Below are 22,348 nucleotides of genomic sequence, written 5' to 3' on the forward strand. Positions count from 1 at the left end.
CCGAAAAATACATCTTAATCGACCTCGCGGCACATTTAAAGCAAGCGCGACGCATACATCGTGGCGTACGTGGCACACCACGACGCATGCAGTAAAATTAAATCTTCAGAGATATGGCGCCCCGTCCCGTGCCAGGAAGCTTCCATGAGCCAGGCCAATCCTGAACATTCCGAACTGGACTTGTCGAGCTGCGACAAGGAACCGATCCGCACGCCAGGCAGTATCCAGCCGCACGGCTTCCTGCTGGCGCTCTCGCCCACCCTGGACGTGCTGCAGGCCAGCGACAATCTGGAACAGATGATCGGGGCCGACGCCGCGCGCGCCATCGGCCAGCCGCTCGAACGGGTGATCGGCGAGCAGGCCAGCCTGCAGCTGCGGCCCGAGATCGACGCCGCCGACATCGGCCAGCGCCCGCTCTATCTGTGCACCCTGGGGATCGGACCGGCGCGCCATTTCGACGTGCTGGCGCACTGCTACGATGGCTTGCTGATCGTCGAATTCGAGGCCGTCGAACGCGCTTCGGCGGCCGACTTGCGCCACCTGCACCGCCAGGTCGGCGACTTTTTGCTCAAGGTCGGCGACAGCGCCGCGGCGCCGGCCATGTGCGAACTGGCGGCGCGCGAAATCCGCCGTGTCACCGGCTTTGGCCGGGTCATGGTGTACCAGTTCGACGAGGAAGGCCACGGCCATGTGCTGGCCGAATGCCGCGACGACGCTTACCCGTCCTATCCGGGGCAGCGCTTTCCGGCGTCCGACATCCCGCCCCAGGCGCGCGAGCTGTACATGCTTAACCGCATCCGCCTGATCCAGGATGCCAACTACACGCCGGCGCGCCTGCTCCCGCCCATCAATCCCGTCACCGGGGCCGCCAACGACCTGTCGTTCGCGGCCTTGCGCAGCGTCTCGCCGATCCACCTGCAGTACATGCGCAACATGGGCACCCTGGCCTCGATGTCGGTGTCGCTGATGGTCTAGGGCCGGCTGTGGGGACTGATCTCCTGCCACCACGCCACGCCCTGCGCGCTGGCCTTCGACAAGCGCACCGCCTGCGAGCAGCTGGGCCAGATGCTGGCCATGTGCATCGAGTCGCGCGAGGACGCCAACGAGCCGCAGTTCCGGCTCGACGTGCGCCGCATCATGGTGTCGATGCTGGCCGGGCTGACCCGGGGTTCGGACTTCATCGATAACCTCTCGAGCGTATTTCCGGCCCTGCTGCAGTTCGCGCGCGCTGGCGGCGCCGCCATCGTGTTCGACGAGCGCCTGCTGACCTACGGCGACACCCCGGACGAAGAGGCGATTCGCGCACTGGTCGGCTGGCTCGACCTGCTGCTGGAACCGTCGGCCAGCGAGAACCCGGAAAAGCGCCAGCGCTTCCTGCGCAACATCAAGGATTCGGCGCGCCTGGCCGGCAAGCTGGTCGACGACCTGCTCAGTTTTTCGCAGATGGGCCGCGCCGCCCTGCGCCCGACCCTGGTCCAGATGGGCGAGCTGGTACGCTCCTGCATCGACAAGCACGCTCGACGTGGGCCAGCGCCAGGTCGACTGGGACATCGGCCCGCTGCCCGCGATGCAGGCCGACCCCACCTTCCTGCAGCTGGCGCTGTACAACCTGCTGTCGAACGCGCTCAAGTTCACCTGCCAGAAACAGCGCGCCCTGATCACCATCCGCGCCAGCGACGACGGGCCCGAATGGGTGCTGTCGATCGGCGACAATGGCGCCGGTTTCAACATGGACTACGTGCACAAGCTGTTCGGCGTGTTCCAGCGTTTGCACCGCATGGAAGACTTCAAGGGCACCGGCATCGGCCTGGCCAACGTGCGCCGCATCATCGAGCGCCACGGCGGGCGGGTCTGGGCCAGTGGCGTGCCGGGCGAAGGCGCCACGTTTTACTTCAGCATCCCCAAAGAACGCCATATGTAAGGTACGTAAGACATGTTAAAGCCCATCCTTCTGGTCGAAGATAATCCGCACGACCTGGAACTGACCTTGATCGCGCTTGAAAAGAGCCAGTTGGCCAATGAAGTCGTCATCGCGCGCGACGGCGCCGAGGCGCTCGATTACCTGATGTGCCGCGCCGGTCACGCGGCGCGCCAGGTCGGCAATCCGACCGTGGTGCTGCTCGACCTGAAGCTGCCGAAAGTCGATGGCCTGGAAGTGCTCAAGGAAATCCGCAGCACGCCGCAGTTGAAAAGCATTCCGGTAGTGATGCTTACGTCTTCCAAGGAAGAGCAGGACCTGCTGCGCAGTTATGAGCTGGGGGTCAATGCGTATGTGGTCAAGCCGGTGGACTTCGAGCAATTCGTGCGGGCGATTGCCGACCTGGGGATTTTCTGGGCGGTGCTCAACGAGCCGCCGCCGGGTTCCTACCGCTACGTCAAGCCGCACTAGCGAGCGGCGCCGGCGCTGCCGTATCAAGCTCGCCCTGTCATCGTTCAATCGTGACAATGTGTGATTATTTCCATATTTATTTGTTCTATTGTAGATGGGCTTACCCCGAACGTATCGACATCGACCTGTCGACACGCAGCCATCTTGTCCGGGGATCGGGAAGGTCACGCAGTTCTTTAACATCACCTGAAGGAGACCAACATGACAAAAGGCATCGCCGTGGCCATCGGCCTGAATGGCGTCGATCCTGTCCACTATCAAGGCTGGAGCGGACCGCTCCACGCTTGCGAGGCGGACGCGATCGACATGCAGGCAATCGGACGCGCAAGCGGATTCCAGGCCAACACCCTGCTCACCGCCCGGGCGACCCGCAAAGCGGTGACGGCCGACATCCTCGCCGCGGCGAAGTCGCTCGTCGCGGGCGACATTTTCATGATCAGTTACTCGGGCCACGGCGGTCAGCTGCCCGACCTCAATGGCGATGAATCGGATGGCCTTGACGAAACCTGGTGTCTGTTTGACGGGCAAATGACGGATGACGAACTGTATGCGCTCTGGGCCCAATTTTCACCTGGTGTTCGCATCCTGCAGTTCTCCGACAGCTGCCACAGCGGCACGGTGAACAAGGTCATGCTGTATGCGGCCTGGTCGCATCAACGGGGGCTGCCGTCGACACCGAAAGCGATGCCGATGGATGTCGCTTCCAGGGTCTATTTGAACAATCGCGAATTCTACGATCCGATCCTCAAGTCGGCCGATATCGCCAACGCAAAAAAACGGGTCGGCGCATCGGTGCTGCTCATTTCCGGCTGCCAGGATAACCAGCTGTCGCAAGATGGCCCGTTCAATGGCGCATTTACCGGCGCGTTGAAATCCGTGTGGAATGGCGGGAAATTCGTCGGCGGCTACGCGCGCTTCAAGACGGCGATTGCGAACAAGCTTCCGCCGGATCAGTCGCCGGAGTTGAGCCAGGTAGGCCATGTCGACCTGGCCTTCGCCGCTCAAAAGCCGTTCACGATCGGCTAGCTGCCCGGGCCTGGCCGGCCGCGCTCAGTGCGACGTCGCGCCGGCCGGCTTGCGGCGCCTGAGCAAGTGGCGGATGCGCGCGCTGAGCACATCGGCGTTGTACGGTTTTTGCGGCAGATTGACCTTGGCATCGAGCTTGCCTTCATGCGCCAGCACGCCTTCGGCATAGCCCGACGTAAACAGCAGCTGCGCCGACGGCAGCTTGGTGCGCACCACGTCGCTCAATTCGAGGCTGCTCAATTTCCCCGGCGTGATCACGTCCGAAAACACCAGGTCGATGCGGGCGCCCGAATCGACGATGTCCCTGTTCCATAACTCTTCCGCCTCGACCAGTTCGCCACTATGGCGATTGCGCGCCACGTCCATGTTCAGCTCCCACAATAACTCGAAGGCCGATTATGCGCTGCGTAGTCGCACAAGGTTTGAGGCCGGCTAATACGGGAAGAGAGCGTGCGAAAATGCCACGCCGATCAAAACGGAAGGGCAATTGAAAAAGGGCCTGCAATTGCTTGCAGGCCCTTTCAAATTCTGGCTCCCCGACCTGGACTCGAACCAGGGACCTGCGGATTAACAGTCCGTCGCTCTACCAACTGAGCTATCAGGGAAAAGAGGCCGTATTATATAGGCCCCGGGCGAAATTTAGAAGTAGAAATTACCGAAAATGCCGACGTGGTCGCCTTTGACCTTGTCGTTGCGCAGGGAGCCACGATACATATAGCTCTCGCTGTCCTTGTATTCTTCTTTCACAAAGCGCAGTTTGAGGCCCACATTCTGGCTGAAGAAGTACTCGCCTTCGACCACGGCGCCGACGGTGTTATCGAAATCGGTGCCGATGCCGGAGCCGTAGCCGCTACCGCTCAGCTTAGGGCCGGCGACATAACGCACGCCGCCGCCGAAGCGGAATTTGTCGGTCGGGTGGAAGTAGCCCAGCAGTTCGATCGGGTAACGGCGGAAGTTGACGTTGCCATTGTTGGCATCGGCCTGGTCGAAGTGGAAACCCACGGTGCTCTGGACAGAGAACTGTTGATTGATGCGATAGTCGATGCCGCCAACGAAGGCAACCATGCCGCCGGCGCGCACGTTGATCTTGCCGCCGTTGGTGTATTTAGCGGTGGCCAGCTTGTCGCCACCGAAGGTCAGGCCGGTGCCGACAACGAAATGCAATGGCTTGCCTGATACTGGCGCGTTTTGTGCCTGGGCCGAGCTCAGGGATGCGATCGCAACAGCGATCACGAGTGCAATTTTTTTCATGGTATTTTTAGGTGTAAGGATGGGATAACGCGCGGGAGTGCTGCGTATTTACCAGGCAGTATGATACTGGTCAGGATTGCAATTAAGCAAGGAAGATGACTTCCAGACGTTGTTTATAGGTAACAAACAGTGCAAAGCCGAATCAGTTACAAAAAAGGCCACGTTGTTCAACGTGGCCTTTCGGTATTCTGGCTCCCCGACCTGGACTCGAACCAGGGACCTGCGGATTAACAGTCCGTCGCTCTACCAACTGAGCTATCAGGGAAAAGAGGCCGCATTATAGCGGGCAAACCAAAGGCTGTCCAGTATTGCGTGCGCTCCGGGTCAAGCCCGCAGCGGCGCGCGTTGCAAGATTCCCGCCCACCTGAACCGCGCATGTCGGTGAGATTGACGTCTCCACACGCAAAAACCCCAACCGCTGAAGTGCCCGCGCTAACTGCCCCCTCCTGCGACGCCGCCACCTTACATACCCTCGATCAACATTGATTTAAATGCATAGTTAATTTTTTATTATGATAATATTCCAGCCCATTCCATACCCGGTAAGCAGAAAGGTTTTTTATGAAATCAACGTCAGGACGGACCGTCCTGTGCCTACTGACCGCCAGCCTGCTCGCGGTCCTTGACGCGGGCGCCGGCGAGGTCGCGGCGAACGCCAACACCGCCATCAACAATCCCGCCGTCAGCGCCCGCCGAATGAGCGACCTGGTCAAAGAACTGGCCAGTCCGAAGTACGCCGGCCGCCTCCCGGGCACTGCCGGAGATCGTCAGTCGCTCAATGTGATCGTCAACGAGTTCAAAGCCATCGGGCTGTCTCCTGCCGGCACGCAAGACTATGTACAGCCATTCACCACGACGATCGTCGAGCCGGACGGCGAAAGCCATGGCAATCCGGAAAATCCCTTGCTGGGTGAACGCATGGCCACCAGCAATGTGATCGGCATCATCCCTGGCAACGATCCGGAATTGTCCGACGAAATCATTATCATCAGCGCCCACCGCGACCACCTGGGCCAGACTCCCGACGGTGTGCATTATCCCGGCGCCAATGACGACTTGTCAGGCTTGGCCTCGGTCATGGAACTGGCGCGCCTGTTTATGCAACACAAAGGGGGAAACAAGCGCACCTTGATGTTTATCGCGTACGGCGCGGAAGAGCAGCATGAAATGGGCTCGATGCATCACGTCGCCCATCCGTTGCCGGATTTCCCTAATGAAAACATCGTGCTGATGATTTCCATCGACATGATCGGCCAGGGGTATGACAAATGGAGCAGCTTTACGCCAGCCCAGTTAAGCCGCTACGCCAACACGTGGTTTGACGAGGTATACAACGGCATCAATGACGATAGCGACGAGTATTCGCACGAATATCCGCCGCAGAAAGAGGCAACTTTCTCGTATGATGCCGGCCCTTTCGGCAAAATCGGTATCAACAACCGGGTGTTTGGCAAGGCGGAGGGGATTGAGCATTATCACAAGACCACCGACACGTGGGAAAACGTGCGCTTCGCCCCGGCCGCCATCGTCACCAAGACCATTTTCGATTTCCTGTGGAAGGTGGATCAGGATCCCAGGGCGCATATCAAACCCTGAACGCCGGGCGCCAACATGCGATAGAAAGCCTAACTGGTGCAGCTTGGGCTGCTGGGGTCGGCGCGCGGCGGGACTTGCCCCCACAGGAGTGCGCCCATGCCGGGCGCAGCAACGCAAAAAAGCCCAAGCGGTGAAGGCTGGGCTTTTTGATCTTGCTGTATTCTGGCTCCCCGACCTGGACTCGAACCAGGGACCTGCGGATTAACAGTCCGTCGCTCTACCAACTGAGCTATCAGGGAATAAAAGAAACATTATATGCTGTAATGATCAGACCATCAAGTTGTTGGCAGTAATCGCTGCAGCACCATGCTCTTCTTCGAATCAATCTTTCGTTCAATTCGAAGAAGCAAGATCTTAAAGGACTTTGGCGATGGCGTCAATGACGCGATCGATATTTTTCGAATTCAGGGCCGCCACACAGATGCGGCCGGTGTCGACGGCGTAGATCGAATGCTCGACGCGCAGGCGCTCGACTTGCTGCTTGCTCAGGCCCGAGTACGAGAACATGCCGACCTGCTCGCGCACGAATTCGAAATCGTGCGCCGGCGCTTTTTCCTTGAGCTTTTGCACGAAGGTGTTGCGCATTTCCTTGATGCGCACGCGCATGCCGGCCAGTTCGTCTTCCCACAACTGGCGCAGTTCCGGGGTGGTCAGCACGGTGGCGACGACCTTGCCGCCGTGGATCGGCGGGTTCGAGTAGTTGGTGCGCACCACGCGCTTGAGCTGCGAGAGCAGGCGCGCCGCTTCCTCGGCGCTGGCGCCGACCACACTCAGGGCACCCACGCGCTCGCCGTACAGCGAGAACGACTTCGAGAACGAATTCGAAATCAGCAGCGGACCGCCGGCGGCGGCAAACTTGCCGACCACGGCGCCGTCTTCGGCGATGCCCGAGCCGAAGCCCTGGTAAGCCATGTCGAGGAAGGGAATCAAGCCGCCCGCGCCAATCGCGGCAATCACCTCATCCCATTGGGCGGACGTGATGTCGGCGCCGGTCGGGTTGTGGCAGCAGGCGTGCAGCAGCACGATGGCGCCCTTCGGCATCGCTTTCAGGTCGGCCAGCATGCCGTCAAAATCGACGCCGCGCGTGGCCGCATCGTAATAGCGGTAAGTGTTGACGGTGAAACCGGCGCTCTCGAACAGGGCGCGGTGGTTTTCCCAGCTTGGATCGCTGATATACACGCTCGATCCCGGCGCGAAGCGCTGCAGGAAGTCGGCGCCGATTTTCAGCGCGCCGGTGCCGCCGATGGCTTGCACGGTGACCGCGCGCTTGTCTTGAATAATCGCGCTGCCGGCACCAAATACCAGCTCTTGCACGGCCGTATCGTAGGCAGCGAGGCCCTCGATCGGCAGGTAGGTGCGCGGCGCCAGTTGCTCCATCAGCAGCGCCTCGGCCTTGCGTACGCATCCGAGCAGCGGCACTTTGCCATTGTCGTCATAATAGACACCCACGCCCAGATTGATTTTGGCTGGATTGGTGTCCGCATTGAACGCCTCGGTGATGCCCAGGATCGGGTCGCGCGGGGCCATGTCGATGGCGCTGAAAATGGTGGCGGAAGCTGTTGAAGTCATCGTGGTAAACTTGAGTGTCGGCTGGGTTGTATAGACAGCGACCCATATACTGATTGGGTGTTTCCTGGGCCGCAAGCGGGACACCATTCTAACAAAGGTCTGATCGTATGGCTGAATTATCCGTTGCACACGACCCGTCGCCGACCGTCGTCACCTTCCCCGATTCCCCGTTCAAGCTGCACCAGCCCTTCCCCCCGGCCGGCGACCAGCCGAGCGCGATCGAAGGGCTGATCGAAGGCATCAACGACGGGCTCTCGTTCCAGACCCTGCTCGGCGTGACCGGCTCGGGTAAAACCTACACCATGGCCAATGTGATCGCGCGCGCCGGCCGGCCGGCGATCGTGTTCGCGCCGAACAAAACCCTGGCCGCGCAGCTGTATTCGGAGTTCCGCGAATTCTTCCCGCAAAACGCGGTCGAATACTTTGTGAGTTACTACGATTACTACCAGCCGGAAGCCTACGTGCCGCAGCGCGACCTGTTCATCGAAAAGGACTCGTCGATCAACGAGCATATCGAGCAGATGCGCCTGTCGTGCACCAAGTCGCTGATGGAGCGGCGCGACGTGGTCATCGTGGCCACCGTGTCGGCCATCTACGGTATCGGCAACCCGAGCGAATACCACCAGATGATCCTGACCCTGCGCGCCAAGGACAAGCTCGCGCAGCGCGACGTCATCGCGCGCCTGATCCAGATGCAGTACACGCGCAATGAAATCGACTTCGGGCGCGGCACCTTCCGCGTGCGCGGCGACACCATCGACATCTTCCCCGCCGAGCATGCCGAACTGGCGATCCGGGTCGAGATGTTCGACGATGAAATCGAATCCTTGCAGCTGTTCGACCCGCTCACCGGGCGCATCCGCCAGAAGATCCCACGCTTCACCGTCTACCCCGGTTCGCATTACGTCACGCCGCGCTCCACGGTGCTGCGCGCGATCGAAACCATCAAGCTCGAACTGCGCGAGCGGCTCGAGTACTTCCGCAAGGAGAACAAGCTGATCGAAGAGCAGCGCCTCGAACAGCGCACCCGCTTCGACCTGGAAATGATGGCCGAAATCGGCTTCACCAAGGGCATCGAGAACTATTCGCGCCACCTGTCGGGCGCGATGCCGGGCGACCCGCCGCCGACCCTGGTCGACTACCTGCCGAAAGACGCGCTGATGTTCCTCGACGAGTCGCACGTGCTGGTCGGTCAGCTCAACGCCATGTTCAACGGCGACCGTTCGCGCAAGACCAATCTGGTCGACTATGGTTTCCGCCTGCCGTCGGCGCTGGACAACCGCCCGCTCAAGTTCGAGGAATTCGAGGGCAAGCTGCGCCAGACGATTTTTGTCTCGGCCACGCCGGCCGAATACGAGAAAACGCATTCCGACAACGTGGTCGAACAGGTGGTGCGGCCGACCGGGCTGGTGGACCCGCTGGTGATCGTCAAGCCGGCGCTGTCGCAGGTCGACGACCTGATGTCCGAAATCGTCGACCGCGTGAAGAAGGATGAACGGGTCTTGGTGACCACGCTCACCAAGCGCATGTCGGAGCAGCTGACCGAGTACCTGGGCGACCATGGCATCAAGGTGCGCTACCTGCACAGCGATATCGAGACGGTGGAACGGGTCGAGATCCTGCGCGACCTGCGCCTGGGCACCTTCGATGTGCTGGTCGGGATCAACCTGCTGCGCGAGGGCCTCGATTTGCCGGAAGTGTCGCTGGTGGCGATCCTGGACGCCGACAAGGAAGGCTTCCTGCGTTCCGAGCGCAGCCTGATTCAAACCATCGGGCGCGCGGCGCGTAACCTGAACGGCGTGGCGATCCTGTACGCCGACCGCATCACCGATTCGATGGCAAAGGCGATCGGCGAGACCGAGCGCCGGCGCGCCAAGCAGATCGCCTACAACATCGAGCATGGCATCACCGCGGTCGGCATCAAGAAGCAGATCAAGGAGCTGATCGACGGCGTCTACAGCCCGCAGCAGGCGCGCGAGACCCTGGAGGCGGCCAAGGAAACCGCCAAGGTCGAGTCGATGAGCGAGAAGCAGATCGGCAAGGAGATCAAGCGTCTCGAAAAGCTGATGGTCGACCACGCGAAAAATCTCGAATTCGAGAAGGCCGCGCAGGTGCGCGACCAGCTGCATGTCCTCAAGCAGCAGGCGTTCGGCGCGCCGGGGACCGACAACGTGGTGTCGATCCTGGGCAAGTAGCGCCCAACCCGGGCGGCGCCGTCACCGGTGCCGCCTCCCTGTCCTACAACGATTTGATGAACGCGCGGATCCCGGCCAGGAACATCTCGACGGCCATCGCGCTCAAAATCAAGCCCATCAAGCGTTCGAACGCGGTCATCACTTGCGGACCGAGCTTTTCCTGCAGGCGCTCGGCGCTGAGAAAAACCGCGAGCCAGACCAGCGCCACGGCCACCAGCGCGCCGACGTGAACGACCACTTCGACCGTCGTATCCGACGAAAACAGCAGCACCGTGGCCAGCGCCGAGGGACCGGCAATGGCCGGAATGGCCAGCGGCACGATGAACGGTTCCCCACCCTTTTCCGCATCGCCGAACATGCCGCCCGGCTGGGGAAAGACCATGCGCATGGCGATCAGGAACAGGATCACGCTGCCGCCGATGCGCAGCGAGATTTCGGACAGCTGCATGGCGGCCAGCAGGTGGCGGCCGAAGAACATGAACAGCAGCAGCACGATGAAGGCGATCAGGCACTCGCGCACCACGACTTTCCAGCGCCGCTCGGGCGCCACGCCGGCCATGGCGCTGACAAACAGCGGTACGTTGCCGAACGGGTCGGTGACCAGGATCAGCAGGATGAAGGTTTGGATAAAAGTTTGCGTCATCCCACATGATAACTTGCCGCACGGCACCTGTACCAGCGCGCCGGCTTCGTGGTGAAAATCAGACAGCCAGATGGCCGCGCGCGCATCGCGCGATCTTGAACAGCACTCCCATGAAACGGGTGAAATGTGCGCGCTAACATCGGCCGCCACCCTCCCCGGTTTGCCGCTTCCTCAGATTTATTTCGTGTTGACATTTCAAACACAGCAGCATAATGTTGCCTAAAATAAAACACTTAAAGGAGATTCATCTTGTCTATTTTTCAATATCACCGCTACACAAGGACCGGCGTGGCCAGCCTCGGCGCTGTCCTGCTTGCCGCTTGCGGCGGCGGCGGCAACGCGCCGGACCATGTGTCGGCAGTGGCTCCCGCCGCGTCGCTCACCGCGCCGACCACCGCTCTTGCAGGCGATACCGGCACGCAGGCAGGAAGCAGCGCCCTGCTCTCGCTCAAGCCCGCCAATCCGCTGACCCCGGCCCCGCCTCTGGGGCTGCCGGCACCGATCGGCAGCACCCTGACGACTTTGCAGCTGATTAACAAGTCTACCTTCCCGCAATACAATGTCCCGCTCACCTTCGGGCAAGTCTTCGCGCCGGGCGCCTTCCCTGCGGCAAGCGGCCTGGTGGGTGTGTATGCCGGTGCCCAGTTGCCCCTGCAGGTCAACATCAAGGCCAGGCATGCGGACGGATCGGTGCGCCACGCGGTCATCACCGCGGTCTTGCCGCTGATGGCAGCGGGCCAGAACGGTACGCTGGCCCTGAACGCTGCCGCCGCGCCAGCGCCGGCCGGCGCCACCGGGCCGGGCTCCTTGCTGGCCAGCGGCTTCGACTCGACCGTCAAGCTGACCGTGGCCGGCCAGCTGTACGCGGCTTCGGCGGCGCAACTGTTGCAGAGCACCGCATACCAGACCTGGCTGTCCGGCCCGATGGTCAATGAGTGGCAGGTGTCGGCGCCGTTCAAGTCCGCGGCCGGAGTCAACCACCCGCACCTGAGCGCGCGCTTCGCCATCCGCTCGTACAGCGGCGTCAACGGCAAGGTACGGGTCGACGTCACGATCGAGAACAACTGGGCCTACGAGCCCGATCCGAAGAACGTCACCTACGACGCCGAAGTGCTGATCAATGGCAAAAGCATCTACAACATTGCGGCCCTCAACCACTATCACCACGCACGCTGGCGCAAGGTGTTCTGGCCCGGCCTGGAACCGGCGGTCCACATCAAGCACGATATCGCCTACCTGATCGCCTCGCAGGCGGTACCGAACTATGACCGCAGCCTGACCATCGCGCCGGCCGCGCTGACGGCCATGAAAGCCAGCTGGGACGCGGCCAAGCCGGGCCCGATGGGCATGGCGATGGTCGACAAGTACATGCCGGCCACGGGCGGACGCCCCGACATCGGACTGAACCATGCGTGGGGTGCGATGTACCTGCTCAGCATGGACGAGCGCGCCAAGGAAGTCACCGTCGGCTTGAGCGACCTGAGCGGCAGCTGGCCGATGCACTACCGCGACCGCAATACCGGCCAGCCGGTGTCCATCGCCGACTACCCGTACGTGCGCGATATCCGCATCAGCAGCGACAGCTATAACCGCACCACCGGCAAGTGGGAAGACTTGCCGGCCTGTACCACGGTCGGCCAGTGCGCCACCCCGTACACGCCCGACACGGCGCACCATCCATCGTTCTCCTACCTGCCCTACCTGGTCACGGGCGACACCTACCACCTGGACGAGCTGAACTTCTGGGCCAACTGGAACCTGATCAACCAGAACCCCGGCTACCGCAAGTTCGCCACCGGCCTGGTCAAGAGCCACCAGGTGCGCGGACAGGCGTGGGCCTTGCGTTCACTGACGCAAGCGGCCTACATCGCGCCGGACGATCATCCTATGAAGGCTTACTTCAGCAAGATCATCGACAATAACGTGGACTGGTACACCGCCACCTTCGTGACCGCCAACAGCAACCAGTTGGGCTTCATCGACAACAGCGGCTTTGCGGCGGTGGCCTACCCCGGCCCGGGCGGACCGAAAACCGGCATGGCGCCATGGCAGGACGATTTCTTCACGGCCAGCGTGGGCCAGGCGTACGAGCTCGGCTTCACCAAAGTCAAGCCCCTGCTCGACTGGAAAGCACGCTTCCCGGTCGGCCGCATGACGGCACCAGGCTATTGCTGGGTGGACGCCGCGGTGTACGCCCTGTCGGTGCGCGCCACCGAAACCTCGCCCTACTTCACGACGTTTGGCCAGGCCTGGCAAGCGACCTTCCGCGGGGCGAACAACACCGACCTGGTCAACAGTACCGGCAAACGCTACATCGACCAGCCGTGCGGCAGCCAGTTGCAGGCCGACTGGCGCACCCAGCTCGACAAAGACAATAAATCGAATCGCATGCCATGGCTGGCTGGCGAGATGACGGGCTATGCAAGTTCGGCGGAAGGCTTCCCGTCGAATATGCAGCCGGCGCTGGCGATGGCGGCGGGCACCGGCATCCCGAACGCACGCGCGGCGTGGGACGTGTTCGCCAAGCGGTCGGTCAAGCCGGACTATACCCAGCGGCCGCAGTTCGCCATCGTGCCGCGCTAACGACGGACACAAGCGGCCTTGCCGCCTGCGCGCCTGCGCGGGGGCGGCGCTGGAAAGGTGCTGATCCGGCCCCAAAAAAAAAGCTCCCTCGCGGGAGCTTTTTTACTGCGCGGCGAACTTATGCCGGCTTGTCGAACTTCTTCATCCACGCCGACAACTGGTGCGGACGCAAGCCGTCGTAATCTTCGAACGGCTGGTGGATCCACGGATTGTGCGGCAAGTCTTCCAGGAAGTAATCCGGACGGATCGAGGACGTGCCCTTGACCCAGATCACCGCCGATTTGACTTCAGTCACGCCGGTGAAATTCTCGCTCAGGTGACGCGTGACTTTATCGAGCGTGACACCCGAATCGGCCAGGTCGTCGACCAGCAGGATCTTGCCGGCCAGCGGGCCTTTGGTCATCGTCATGTACTTGGCGATATCGAGGTCACCGCGCACCGTGCCCGCTTCTTCGCGGTAGGAGCTGGTCGACAGGATCGCCAAGGGCACGTCGAAAATGCGCGAGAACACGTCGCCCGGACGCACGCCGCCGCGCGCCAGGCACAATACCTGGTCGAATTTCCAGCCCGATTCGTAGACCTTGAGCGCCAGGCGCTCGATCAGGCGGTTGTACTCGTCCCACGACACCCAGAGGTCATTGTCGGTCGATGGAGGGGTGGTCATGATGGTTCCTTACTCTTGTTCTGATTATTTTCTGATTATTCGAACGGATGGCGCAGGACGATGGTCTCGACGCGGTCGGGACCGGTGGACACCATATCGACCGGCACGCCGACCAGTTCTTCGATGCGCTTGATGTAAGCGCGCGCGGTGGCGGGCAGCTCGGCCAGCGACTTGGCGCCGACGGTGCTTTCTTTCCAGCCCGGCATCTCTTCATACACGGGCACGCAGCGCGCCGCATCTTCCGCGCCGACCGGGAAGATGTCGACATCGCGGCCATCGACCTTGTAGCCGGTGCACAGCTTGAGCGTTTCCAGGCCGTCGAGCACATCGAGCTTGGTCAGGCACATGCCCGAGACGCCATTGATCTGGACCGAGCGGCGCAGCAGCGCGGCATCGAACCAGCCGCAGCGGCGCGCACGGCCGGTGACGGTACCGAATTCATGACCAACCGACGACAGGTGGTGGCCCACGCCTGCATCCGTCGGCAACTCCGACGGGAACGGGCCGGAGCCGACGCGCGTGGTGTAGGCCTTGGTGATGCCCAGGATGTAGTGCAGCATGTTCGGACCGACACCAGCGCCGGCGGCGGCATTGCCGGCCACGCAGTTCGACGAGGTCACGTACGGATAAGTGCCATGGTCGACGTCGAGCAGCGAGCCCTGGGCGCCTTCGAACAGCAGGTTGCCGCCGGCCTTGTGCGCGGCGTACAGCTGCGAGGAGACGTCGCCGACCATCGGTTTGAGGCGCGGCACCAGGGCCATCGCATCGTCGAAGGTTTTCTGGAAGTCGACCGGATCGGCTTTCAGGTAATTGGTCAGCACGAAGTTATGGTAGTCGAGGTTTTCGCGCAGTTTTTCGGCGAAGCGCTCTTCGTTGAGCATGTCGGCGATACGGATCGCGCGGCGCGCCACTTTGTCTTCATAGGCCGGGCCGATGCCCTTGCCGGTGGTGCCGATCTTGTTGACGCCGCGCGCCACTTCACGCGCCACGTCGATAGCGACGTGGTACGGCAGGATCGCGGGGCACGCCTCGGAAATCTTCAGGCGCGACACCACTTCCACGCCGATGGCCTGGAGCTTGTCGATTTCGCGCATGACGTCGGGAACCGACACCACCACGCCATTGCCGATATAGCAGGCCACGCCTTCGCGCATGATGCCCGACGGGATCAGCTGCAAGGCGGTCTTCTGACCCTTGATGACCAGGGTATGGCCGGCATTATGGCCACCCTGGAAGCGAACCACGCCCTGCGCGTTATCGGTCAGCCAATCGACGATCTTGCCCTTGCCTTCATCGCCCCACTGGGTGCCGATGACAACGACGTTCTTTGCCACGTTTTTCTTTGACATCACACTTAGCCTAAGTTTTTGAGAATCCAGTTACTGTTTTCGAGGACGAGTACGCGATCGCACTCGAACTCGTCCTGCTCATTGTCGTGACCCGGCAAACTCTGGATCACGACCTCGCCTGCTTTGCGCAGTTGAGCGATTTTTTCACGCAGCTCGGGGGCATTGCCCCACGGAGCCCGGATCGCATGTTTGCGCTCGGCGGTCGGCAACAGCCGCGCCAGTTCGCGCAAGTCGAGCGAAAAGCCGGTCGCGGGCCTGGCCCGGCCGAATGCTTCACCCACATGGTCGTAGCGTCCGCCGCGCGCCACCGCATTCGGCAGGCCGGGCACGTACAGCGCGAACATCGCGCCGCTTTCGTATTGGTAGCCGCGCAGGTCGGCCAGGTCGATCGCCACGTCGGCGCGCCCCAGGGCCGATCCGGCCAGCGCGGCCAGTTCGGCCAGCGCGCGCGTGATGCCGGGCAGCGCCGGCAAGACGTCGCGCGCACGCGCGAGCACATCGATGTCGCCGTACAGGCCGGGCAAGGCCAGCAGCGCGGCGCGGGTGGCCGGTGCGTACGATGCGCTGATCGCCGCCAGGCCCGGGGTATCCTTGGCGCGCAGCAGGGTGTACAGGGCTGCTTCATCTTTTTGCGCCGCGCCGTCGTCGGCCAGCAGCGCGCGCAGCACGCCCACGTGCGACAGGTCGAGGCGCACTTGGTCGGCGCCGAAACCGGCCAGGGCCAGCGAAGCGAGCGCCAGTTCCTGCACTTCGGCGTCCGCTTCCAGGCCGGCGTGGCCGTAGATTTCGGCGCCGATCTGCAAGGGTTCGCGGGTGGCGTGCAAGCCGCTCGGGCGGGTATGCAGCACGCTGCCGGCGTAGCACAGGCGGGTCACGGAATCGCGGTTGAGCAGATGGGCATCGATGCGCGCGACCTGGGTGGTCATGTCGGCGCGCAGGCCGAGCATGCGGCCCGACATCGGATCGACCAGCTTGAAGCTGCGCAGTTCGGTGTCCTGGCCGGCGCCGGTCAGCAGCGACTCGACGTATTCGAGCAGCGGCGGCATGACCAGCTCGTAACCGTAGGAACGGAAGTTATCGAGCATCAGGCGGCGCAGTTCTTCGGTCTTGCGCGCTTCGGACGGCAGGACGTCGGCGATATTTTCAGGCAGGAGCCAGTTCGGCATGGGCAACGGGAGATAGTTAAAAATCGGACAATATGGCGCGCACGGTCGTGCTAAATGTAGCGCCGAATCAGCGATTTTACAGGAAAATGGTTTAAGGGAGCCAACAAATGTGCGGGAGGGAGTTGTGGGCTTGTTACGTATAAGTTGTTCCCGCCACTACACCCTCGTTCCCGGCACAGCAAGCACCGTCGTTCCCGCGCAGGCGCACTGCTGTCCGGAATAAAGTGGGTTGACAACGTTAAAAGGGTTGCAGGTATTGGTTTACGAGGGTTAACCTCTGTTTGCCAACTTAAAAACCAAACCTGCAACATGTTCAGCATAACTACTTTTCAGCGTTTAATGAAGGGGCTCCCGCGAGGAACCTTCGCTCAACTAGTCGAACGGCACAATGCCGACAAATATTGCAAGAAGTTCGGGCATTGGGATCATCTCATTGCCATGCTCTACGCGCAGATCAGTGAGGCGAAGGGGTTGCGACCACTGGAGACTGGCTTCAACAGTCATGTCGCGCATCACTACCATCTTGGTACGTCAGCGATCAAGCGCTCCACCTTGGCTGACGCCAATGAGAATCGATCTGACACGGTGTTTAGTGATACCGCTGCCTGGTTGATGGGGAAGGTGTCGCGTAAGCTGCGCCAGCAAAGCAATGATCTGATGTATTTGCTTGACTCCACCTCGTTGACGTTGAAGGGACGGGAGTTTGAGAGGTGGACGCCCGAGAATAGCACTCGCAATACGCAAGGCTTGAAGCTGCACGTTTTGTATGATGCCCATGATGCAATCCCTGTCTGGCACGACATTAGCCACCCCAACGTCAATGACGTTGAACGGGCAGTTGACGTACCGCTCGAAGCGAACGCGCTCTATGTATTTGACAAGGGCTCTTGCGATTTCAATTGGTGGAAATCCATTGACGAGGCCAACGCGCGCTTTGTTACTCGTTTCAAGAACAACGCCGCTGTCAACGTCCTGCAGAAATCGGACATCCCTGCTGACGATGCGCACATCGTGCTCAGCGACGAAATCGTTACTTTCAAGCACAAACGGCTCGGCGGAAAACGGATCAATCTCTACTTTGGGAAGCCTTTGCGCCGTGTCATCGTGGCGCGGCCGAACAAAGATACGCCCATCGTTCTGGCTACTAACGACTTCGACAGTAGTGCCATGGAAATTGCCCAGCACTACAAAAAGCGCTGGGCAATCGAGCTGTTCTTCAAATGGATCAAGCAGCACCTCAAGATCAAGCAGTTCCTCGGACGATCTGAAAACGCGGTCCGGATTCAGATACTTACCGCTCTCATCAGTTATTTGTTGGTTGCACTGTTCAACGAGTCCAACCGTGTGAAACGGACCCTGTGGGATTGCCTTTGCTTCGTCCGCGCAACCCTATTTCAACGTACGGACACCGAAGATTTACATGATCGCCGACGACGACAAGCGGCGCACGAATTCGCAGAAATTCAAGGATGCCTCTTCTCGTGAGCGCGTCAAGAAAATTATTCCGGACGACAGTGCGCGCAGGCGGGAACCTAAGTTTCGTGCTCAGTTGGTTATTCCAAATACTTGGGTTCCCGCCTCTCCAGGAACTAGTCTTTGCCGCTAATTTGAGCAGCTTTGCGACTACAAACCTCGAAACCGTCGCTCCCGCGCAGGCGGAAACGCATGCGTTTCCCCCATAGCACCGTCGATATACGAATGTGCTATGGATTCCCGCCTCTCCAGGAACTAGTCTTTGCCGCTAATTTGAGCAGCTTTGCGACTACAAACCTCGAAACCGTCGCTCCCGCGCAGGCGGAAACGCATGCGTTTCCCCCATAGCACCGTCGATATACGAATGTGCTATGGATTCCCGCCTGCGCGGGAATGACGGAGCTTAGGTTAGCGCCATTTGGAAGCGCCCTCGCACTTTGCACAGTTCCAAGAGATTTGAGGAGTTTCATAGAAACTGGGACCTGCGCGGGAAGTCATTTCTGCCAATGGCAGGAATGACGGAGCTTAGGTTAGCGCCATTTGGAAGCGCCCTCGCACTTTGCACAGTTCCAAGAGATTTGAGGAGTTTCATAGAAACTGGGACCTGCGCGGGAACGACGCGGGGTTAGTGGCGCGAGCGACAAACCAAAGAAAATGGGCGGGCCTGCAACGCAGACCCGCCCATTTTCCGTCCAACCGCCCCGCTTACTTCTTGGCGGCGGCAGGTGCCGACGCCCCGCCCGGACTACGGAAATACTTGAAGAACTCCGAATTCGAATCGAGCACCATCACGTCGCCATGGTTCTTGAAGGTCGCGCGGTAGGCTTCCAGGGAACGATAGAACTTGTAGAACTCCGGGTTCTTGCCGAATGCTTCGGCGTAAATCTGCGATGCCTTGGCGTCGCCGTCACCCTTGATCTTCTCGGCGTCGCGGAACGCTTCGGCCAGCAGCACGGTGCGCTGGCGGTCGGCATCGGCCCGGATCTTTTCCGATTCGGCCGAACCGGTCGAGCGCAATTCGTTGGCCACGCGCAGGCGCTCAGCCTTCATGCGGTCGTACACCGAGGCATTGATCTGCTCCACATAGTCCACGCGCTTCAAGCGCACGTCCACGATCTGCACGCCGATCTGCTTGGCCTCGGCTTCGACCTTGCGATGAATCGCTTCCATCACGCTGCCGCGCTGCCCGGAAATCACATCGCGCACCGTGCGCTTGGTGATTTCATCGTTCAGCGCCGCCTTGACGATCTGGTCCATCCGGCCGCGCGCGCTTTTCTCGCTGCCGCTGAAGCTGATGTAGTACAGGCGCGGATCGATGATGCGCCATTTGACGAAGGTGTCGACCAGGATGTTCTTCTTCTCCGACGTGATGAAGCGGTCGGCATTGGGCGTGTCGAGCGTGAGCACGCGCTTGTCGAGGTAGATCACGTTTTGCAGCGGCGGCGGCAGCTTGAAGTGCAGACCAGGCTCGCTGATCACTTCCTTGATTTCGCCGAACGCGAACACCACCGCGAAGGTGCGCTGGTCGACCACGAACACGGTCGAGGACAGCAGCATCAGCGCGAGGAAGCCGGCGACCAGAATGGATACTAAACGGTTCATTAGCGGATCTCCCGATCACGTGAGGATTCGCGGCTGCGGTTGTCGCGCTGGCGCACCTGTTCGAGCGGCTGCAGCACCTCGGCCGGCAGCGGCACTGGCGCGGCCTGCACCGGCCCGGACTTGGCGCCGATGGCGGCGTCGTTGGCGGCAGTTTGCGCAATCAGTTTGTCGAGCGGCAGATACAGCAGGTTGCTGCCGGACTTGGCGTCCACCATGACCTTGCTGGCACTGGTGAAAATCTGCTGCATGGTGTCGAGGTACATGCGGTCGCGCGTGACACCAGGCGCCTTCTGGTACTCGGCCATCACTTGCCCGAAGCGGGCCGCGTTACCGGTGGCGTTTTCGGTGACCATCGAGCGGTAGGCTTCTGCTTCCTGCATCAGGCGGAAGGCGTTGCCGCGCGCGCGCGGCACCACGTCGTTGGCATACGCCTGGCCTTCGTTCTTGGCGCGTTCGCGGTCCTGGCCAGCCTTGACGGCATCGTCGAAGGCGCCCTGCACCTGCTCCGGCGGCTGCACCACCTGCATGGTCACGTTGTTGATCTGCGCGCCCAGGGCGTAGCGGTCGATGATCTTCTGCATCAGGATCTGGGTGTCGAGGGCGACCTTTTCGCGGCCCTCGTACAGCACGAAGTCCATCTTGCTCTTGCCGACGATTTCGCGCATCGAGGTTTCGGCGACCATGCGCACGGTGTCGTCGGTGTCGACATTATTGAACAGCCAGGCTTTCGGATCCTTGAGCGTGTACTGCACCGCGAACTGGATCTCGATGATGTTTTCGTCATCGGTGAGCATCAGCGCTTCTTGCGGATTCTTGGCGCGCGCGGTGCCGCTGGTGCCGATTTCGACCGTGCGCAGGTTCGAGACGTTGACTTTTTCGTGGGTCTGGAACGGATACGGCATGCGCCAGTTCAGGCCCGGACCGGTGGTGCGCGCGTATTTGCCGAAGGTCGAGACGATGCCGACCTGACCTTCGAGCACGCTGAACACGCCGCTGGCGAGCCAGATGAAGGCCACCACCGCCGCCGCCGCGCCGACCGTGGCGCTGGCGCCCTTCATGTCGGGACGGTAGCCGCCGCCGCCCGCATCGCCCCCGCCCGGTCCCTTGGGACCGAACAGGCGGTTCAGGCGCTGGTTGAAGTCGCGCCACATCTGATCGAGATCGGGCGGGCCGTCGCCGGGACGTTTGCTGTCCTGCAGCAGGACAGTGGGCGGCGGCCGGATGCCGACGCGTTTGAGTAGTGAAGCAAGCATGCTATCGAGGTCCGACAATGGTGGAGGTTAGAATTTCGGCCGGTTGCGCGTCCTGAGCATTGTCCGCATCGTCTGCGTCATCAGCATCGTCGGGGTCGGACGCATCGTCTGCGTCGTCGCCATCGGGCGCGTCATCCGGTTCGGCATCGTCCTGCTCTTCAAAAAGGTGGCTGCGCGCCGGCGCGGCCCTGGCCGCTTCGACCACGGCTTCGCGCAGCATGTCGAGGCCGGCGCCGGTGTGGGCGCTGATGAACACGCGGGCAATATTGCCCGCTTCATCGCGCTCCACCGCGGGCTCCAGGCCGGCGGCATCGATCTTGTTCCACACCAGGATTTGCGGAATATGATCGGCGCCGATTTCCTTGAGCACCAGGTTGACCTGTTCGATCTGTTCCATGCGCACCGGGCTGGCGCCGTCGACGACGTGCAGCAGCAAGTCGGCGTGGATGGTTTCTTCCAGGGTCGCGCGGAAGGCCGCCACCAGCTGGTGCGGCAGTTCGCGCACGAAACCGACCGTGTCGGACATGACCACGTTGCCCACTTCTTCGCCCAGGTAGACGCGGCGGGACGTGGTGTCCAGGGTGGCGAACAACTGGTTGGCGACGTACACGCCGGCCTTGGTCAGGGCGTTGAACAGGGTCGACTTGCCGGCATTGGTGTAGCCGACCAGCGAGACCGAAAAAGTATGGCTGCGGCCGCGCGAACGGCGCTGGGTTTCATGCTGCTTGCGCAGCTTGGCCAGGCGCGCGCGCAAGGCCTTGACCCGCTCGCCGATCAGGCGGCGGTCGGTCTCGAGCTGGGTTTCACCCGGACCGCGCAGGCCGATACCGCCCTTTTGCCGTTCCAGGTGAGTCCAGCCGCGGATCAGGCGCGTGGCCAGATGCTGCAGCTGCGCCAGTTCGACCTGCAGCTTGCCCTCGTGACTCTTGGCGCGCTGCGCGAAGATGTCGAGGATCAGGCTGGTGCGGTCGAGGACGCGGATATTCAGGCGTTTTTCCAGATTGCGCTGCTGGGCCGGAGACAGGGCGTGATTGAAAATCACGATCTCGATGTTCTGGTCCACGCAGGCCAGGCCGATTTCGTCGGCCTTGCCGCTGCCGACGAAGTAGGCAGCGTCCGGACTGGAACGCTTGGCGGTGATGGTGGTGATCGGGTCGGCGCCTGCCGAACGGGCGAGCAAGGACAGCTCTTCCACGCTCGCGTTGAAGTCGCCAGTGCCGAAATCGATGCCGACTAGTGCTGCGCGCATAGGCCTCCCTGCAGGGCCAGGCGACCCGGGGTGGCGACGCCCATGGCCTTACTCAGCTTCGGAATCAAGATTGAGATTGACCGCGCGTGCCGGAACAACGGTGGAGATTGCATGCTTGTAGACCATCTGGGTCACCGTGTTACGCAGCAGGACCACGTACTGGTCGAAGGACTCGATATGGCCCTGAAGTTTGATCCCGTTGACCAGGTAGATCGAGACGGGAACATGCTCTTTGCGCAAGGCATTGAGGAATGGGTCTTGTAACAGTTGCCCTTTGTTGCTCATAACAGCTCCGTGATGTTGTTGTAGTAAAGAATTGGAGGCGACTCGCTGGTTTTTC

At 61.3% G+C, this 22,348-nt stretch carries 21 protein-coding genes, 3 tRNA genes and 1 pseudogene; 9 read left to right on the forward strand and 16 right to left on the reverse strand.

The window, feature by feature from the left end; all coding sequences use genetic code 11:
- The first annotated feature begins 144 nt into the window (after nucleotides 1–144).
- Entirely contained in the window at nucleotides 145–975 is an 831-nt protein-coding gene (locus IV454_RS33205; RefSeq protein ID WP_229521948.1) for a phytochrome family protein, read from the forward strand.
- Here IV454_RS33205 and IV454_RS33210 read toward each other — a convergent pair.
- Nucleotides 972–1,181, reverse strand: a complete 210-nt coding sequence (locus tag IV454_RS33210; protein WP_229521949.1) for a hypothetical protein — start codon at nucleotides 1,179–1,181, stop codon at nucleotides 972–974. The genes IV454_RS33205 and IV454_RS33210 overlap by 4 nt on opposite strands.
- Between IV454_RS33210 and IV454_RS33215 the strand changes: the two are divergent.
- Nucleotides 1,147–1,263: pseudogene (locus IV454_RS33215) on the forward strand (hypothetical protein); the annotation flags it as partial. The gene IV454_RS33210 and the pseudogene IV454_RS33215 overlap by 35 nt on opposite strands.
- A gap of 5 nt (nucleotides 1,264–1,268) precedes the next feature.
- Here the strand turns inward: IV454_RS33215 and IV454_RS33220 are convergent.
- Nucleotides 1,269–1,505: a hypothetical protein gene (locus tag IV454_RS33220; RefSeq protein WP_229521950.1), complete on the reverse strand. Its 237-nt coding sequence runs from the start codon at nucleotides 1,503–1,505 to the stop codon at nucleotides 1,269–1,271.
- A gap of 17 nt (nucleotides 1,506–1,522) precedes the next feature.
- Between IV454_RS33220 and IV454_RS33225 the strand changes: the two genes are divergently transcribed.
- The 3 genes from IV454_RS33225 to IV454_RS31100 all read left to right on the forward strand — a co-directional run bounded on the left by IV454_RS33225 (nucleotide 1,523) and on the right by IV454_RS31100 (nucleotide 3,415).
- The gene (locus IV454_RS33225; RefSeq protein WP_229521951.1) at nucleotides 1,523–1,921 is read left to right on the forward strand and encodes a sensor histidine kinase; all 399 of its coding nucleotides are present in this window, start codon (nucleotides 1,523–1,525) and stop codon (nucleotides 1,919–1,921) included.
- Nucleotides 1,922–1,933: 12 nt separating this feature from the next.
- Nucleotides 1,934–2,389 carry a response regulator gene (locus IV454_RS31095; protein WP_206089438.1) on the forward strand — a complete coding sequence of 152 codons (456 nt, stop codon included), beginning with the start codon at nucleotides 1,934–1,936 and terminating at the stop codon, nucleotides 2,387–2,389.
- Between the two features lie 201 nt (nucleotides 2,390–2,590).
- The gene (locus tag IV454_RS31100; protein WP_206089439.1) at nucleotides 2,591–3,415 is read left to right on the forward strand and encodes a caspase family protein; all 825 of its coding nucleotides are present in this window, start codon (nucleotides 2,591–2,593) and stop codon (nucleotides 3,413–3,415) included.
- Nucleotides 3,416–3,439: 24 nt separating this feature from the next.
- Here the strand turns inward: IV454_RS31100 and IV454_RS31105 are convergent, their stop codons facing one another.
- From IV454_RS31105 to IV454_RS31120, 4 genes are all read right to left on the reverse strand, one after another.
- Nucleotides 3,440–3,781 carry a response regulator gene (locus tag IV454_RS31105; protein ID WP_206089440.1) on the reverse strand — a complete coding sequence of 114 codons (342 nt, stop codon included), beginning with the start codon at nucleotides 3,779–3,781 and terminating at the stop codon, nucleotides 3,440–3,442.
- 163 nt (nucleotides 3,782–3,944) lie between these two features.
- Nucleotides 3,945–4,020: transfer RNA gene (locus IV454_RS31110), tRNA-Asn, on the reverse strand.
- Between the two features lie 34 nt (nucleotides 4,021–4,054).
- Nucleotides 4,055–4,666, reverse strand: a complete 612-nt coding sequence (locus tag IV454_RS31115; protein ID WP_206089441.1) for a hypothetical protein — start codon at nucleotides 4,664–4,666, stop codon at nucleotides 4,055–4,057.
- 189 nt (nucleotides 4,667–4,855) lie between these two features.
- Nucleotides 4,856–4,931, reverse strand: a tRNA-Asn gene (locus IV454_RS31120).
- A gap of 296 nt (nucleotides 4,932–5,227) precedes the next feature.
- On the opposite strand from IV454_RS31120, the gene IV454_RS31125 reads away from it, so the two are divergent.
- Nucleotides 5,228–6,262, forward strand: a complete 1,035-nt coding sequence (locus IV454_RS31125) for a M28 family metallopeptidase (protein ID WP_206089442.1) — start codon at nucleotides 5,228–5,230, stop codon at nucleotides 6,260–6,262.
- A gap of 163 nt (nucleotides 6,263–6,425) precedes the next feature.
- Here the strand turns inward: IV454_RS31125 and IV454_RS31130 are convergent.
- Nucleotides 6,426–6,501 (reverse strand) — tRNA-Asn (locus tag IV454_RS31130).
- A 115-nt stretch (nucleotides 6,502–6,616) separates the two neighbouring features.
- A complete protein-coding gene (locus IV454_RS31135; RefSeq protein ID WP_206089443.1) occupies nucleotides 6,617–7,831 on the reverse strand; it encodes an amino acid aminotransferase in 1,215 nt (404 codons plus the stop codon).
- A gap of 107 nt (nucleotides 7,832–7,938) precedes the next feature.
- On the opposite strand from IV454_RS31135, the gene uvrB reads away from it, so the two are divergent.
- Complete coding sequence (gene uvrB / locus IV454_RS31140) at nucleotides 7,939–10,026, forward strand: excinuclease ABC subunit UvrB (protein ID WP_206089444.1); 2,088 nt, start codon at nucleotides 7,939–7,941, stop codon at nucleotides 10,024–10,026.
- A 43-nt stretch (nucleotides 10,027–10,069) separates the two neighbouring features.
- Here uvrB and IV454_RS31145 read toward each other — a convergent pair whose 3' ends face one another.
- A complete protein-coding gene (locus IV454_RS31145; RefSeq protein WP_054263761.1) occupies nucleotides 10,070–10,669 on the reverse strand; it encodes a MarC family protein in 600 nt (199 codons plus the stop codon).
- A 249-nt stretch (nucleotides 10,670–10,918) separates the two neighbouring features.
- On the opposite strand from IV454_RS31145, the gene IV454_RS31150 reads away from it, so the two are divergent.
- A complete protein-coding gene (locus tag IV454_RS31150; RefSeq protein WP_229521952.1) occupies nucleotides 10,919–13,252 on the forward strand; it encodes a hypothetical protein in 2,334 nt (777 codons plus the stop codon).
- 118 nt (nucleotides 13,253–13,370) lie between these two features.
- Here the strand turns inward: IV454_RS31150 and IV454_RS31155 are convergent, their stop codons facing one another.
- The 3 genes from IV454_RS31155 to IV454_RS31165 are packed head-to-tail and all read right to left on the reverse strand — an operon-like array spanning nucleotide 13,371 to nucleotide 16,431.
- Nucleotides 13,371–13,916 (reverse strand): phosphoribosyltransferase, encoded by a 546-nt coding sequence (locus IV454_RS31155; protein WP_054263762.1) that lies wholly within the window; start codon nucleotides 13,914–13,916, stop codon nucleotides 13,371–13,373.
- 35 nt (nucleotides 13,917–13,951) lie between these two features.
- Nucleotides 13,952–15,265, reverse strand: coding sequence for an adenylosuccinate synthase (locus tag IV454_RS31160; protein WP_054263763.1), 1,314 nt, complete (start codon nucleotides 15,263–15,265; stop codon nucleotides 13,952–13,954).
- A 5-nt stretch (nucleotides 15,266–15,270) separates the two neighbouring features.
- A complete protein-coding gene (locus IV454_RS31165) occupies nucleotides 15,271–16,431 on the reverse strand; it encodes an ATP phosphoribosyltransferase regulatory subunit (protein ID WP_206089445.1) in 1,161 nt (386 codons plus the stop codon).
- 309 nt (nucleotides 16,432–16,740) lie between these two features.
- Between IV454_RS31165 and IV454_RS31170 the strand changes: the two genes are divergently transcribed.
- Nucleotides 16,741–17,916, forward strand: a complete 1,176-nt coding sequence (locus IV454_RS31170) for an IS4 family transposase (RefSeq protein WP_206089446.1) — start codon at nucleotides 16,741–16,743, stop codon at nucleotides 17,914–17,916.
- A gap of 693 nt (nucleotides 17,917–18,609) precedes the next feature.
- Here IV454_RS31170 and hflC read toward each other — a convergent pair.
- From hflC to hfq, 4 genes are read right to left on the reverse strand one after another with little or no spacing between them, the layout of a single operon-like run.
- Nucleotides 18,610–19,506, reverse strand: coding sequence for a protease modulator HflC (hflC, locus tag IV454_RS31175; protein ID WP_054263765.1), 897 nt, complete (start codon nucleotides 19,504–19,506; stop codon nucleotides 18,610–18,612).
- Nucleotides 19,506–20,759 carry an FtsH protease activity modulator HflK gene (gene hflK, locus IV454_RS31180; RefSeq protein WP_206089447.1) on the reverse strand — a complete coding sequence of 418 codons (1,254 nt, stop codon included), beginning with the start codon at nucleotides 20,757–20,759 and terminating at the stop codon, nucleotides 19,506–19,508. Before hflK ends, hflC begins: the two co-directional genes overlap by 1 nt.
- A 1-nt stretch (nucleotide 20,760) precedes the next feature.
- On the reverse strand, nucleotides 20,761–22,008 hold the full coding sequence (gene hflX / locus IV454_RS31185; RefSeq protein ID WP_206089448.1) for a GTPase HflX: 1,248 nt from the start codon (nucleotides 22,006–22,008) through the stop codon (nucleotides 20,761–20,763).
- A 48-nt stretch (nucleotides 22,009–22,056) separates the two neighbouring features.
- Nucleotides 22,057–22,293, reverse strand: a complete 237-nt coding sequence (hfq, locus tag IV454_RS31190; RefSeq protein ID WP_026354376.1) for an RNA chaperone Hfq — start codon at nucleotides 22,291–22,293, stop codon at nucleotides 22,057–22,059.
- Between the last annotated feature and the right edge of the window lie 55 nt (nucleotides 22,294–22,348).

The sequence above is a fragment of the Massilia antarctica genome (assembly GCF_015689335.1).
In the GTDB taxonomy this organism is placed as follows: Bacteria; Pseudomonadota; Gammaproteobacteria; order Burkholderiales; family Burkholderiaceae_D; genus Telluria_A; species Telluria_A antarctica.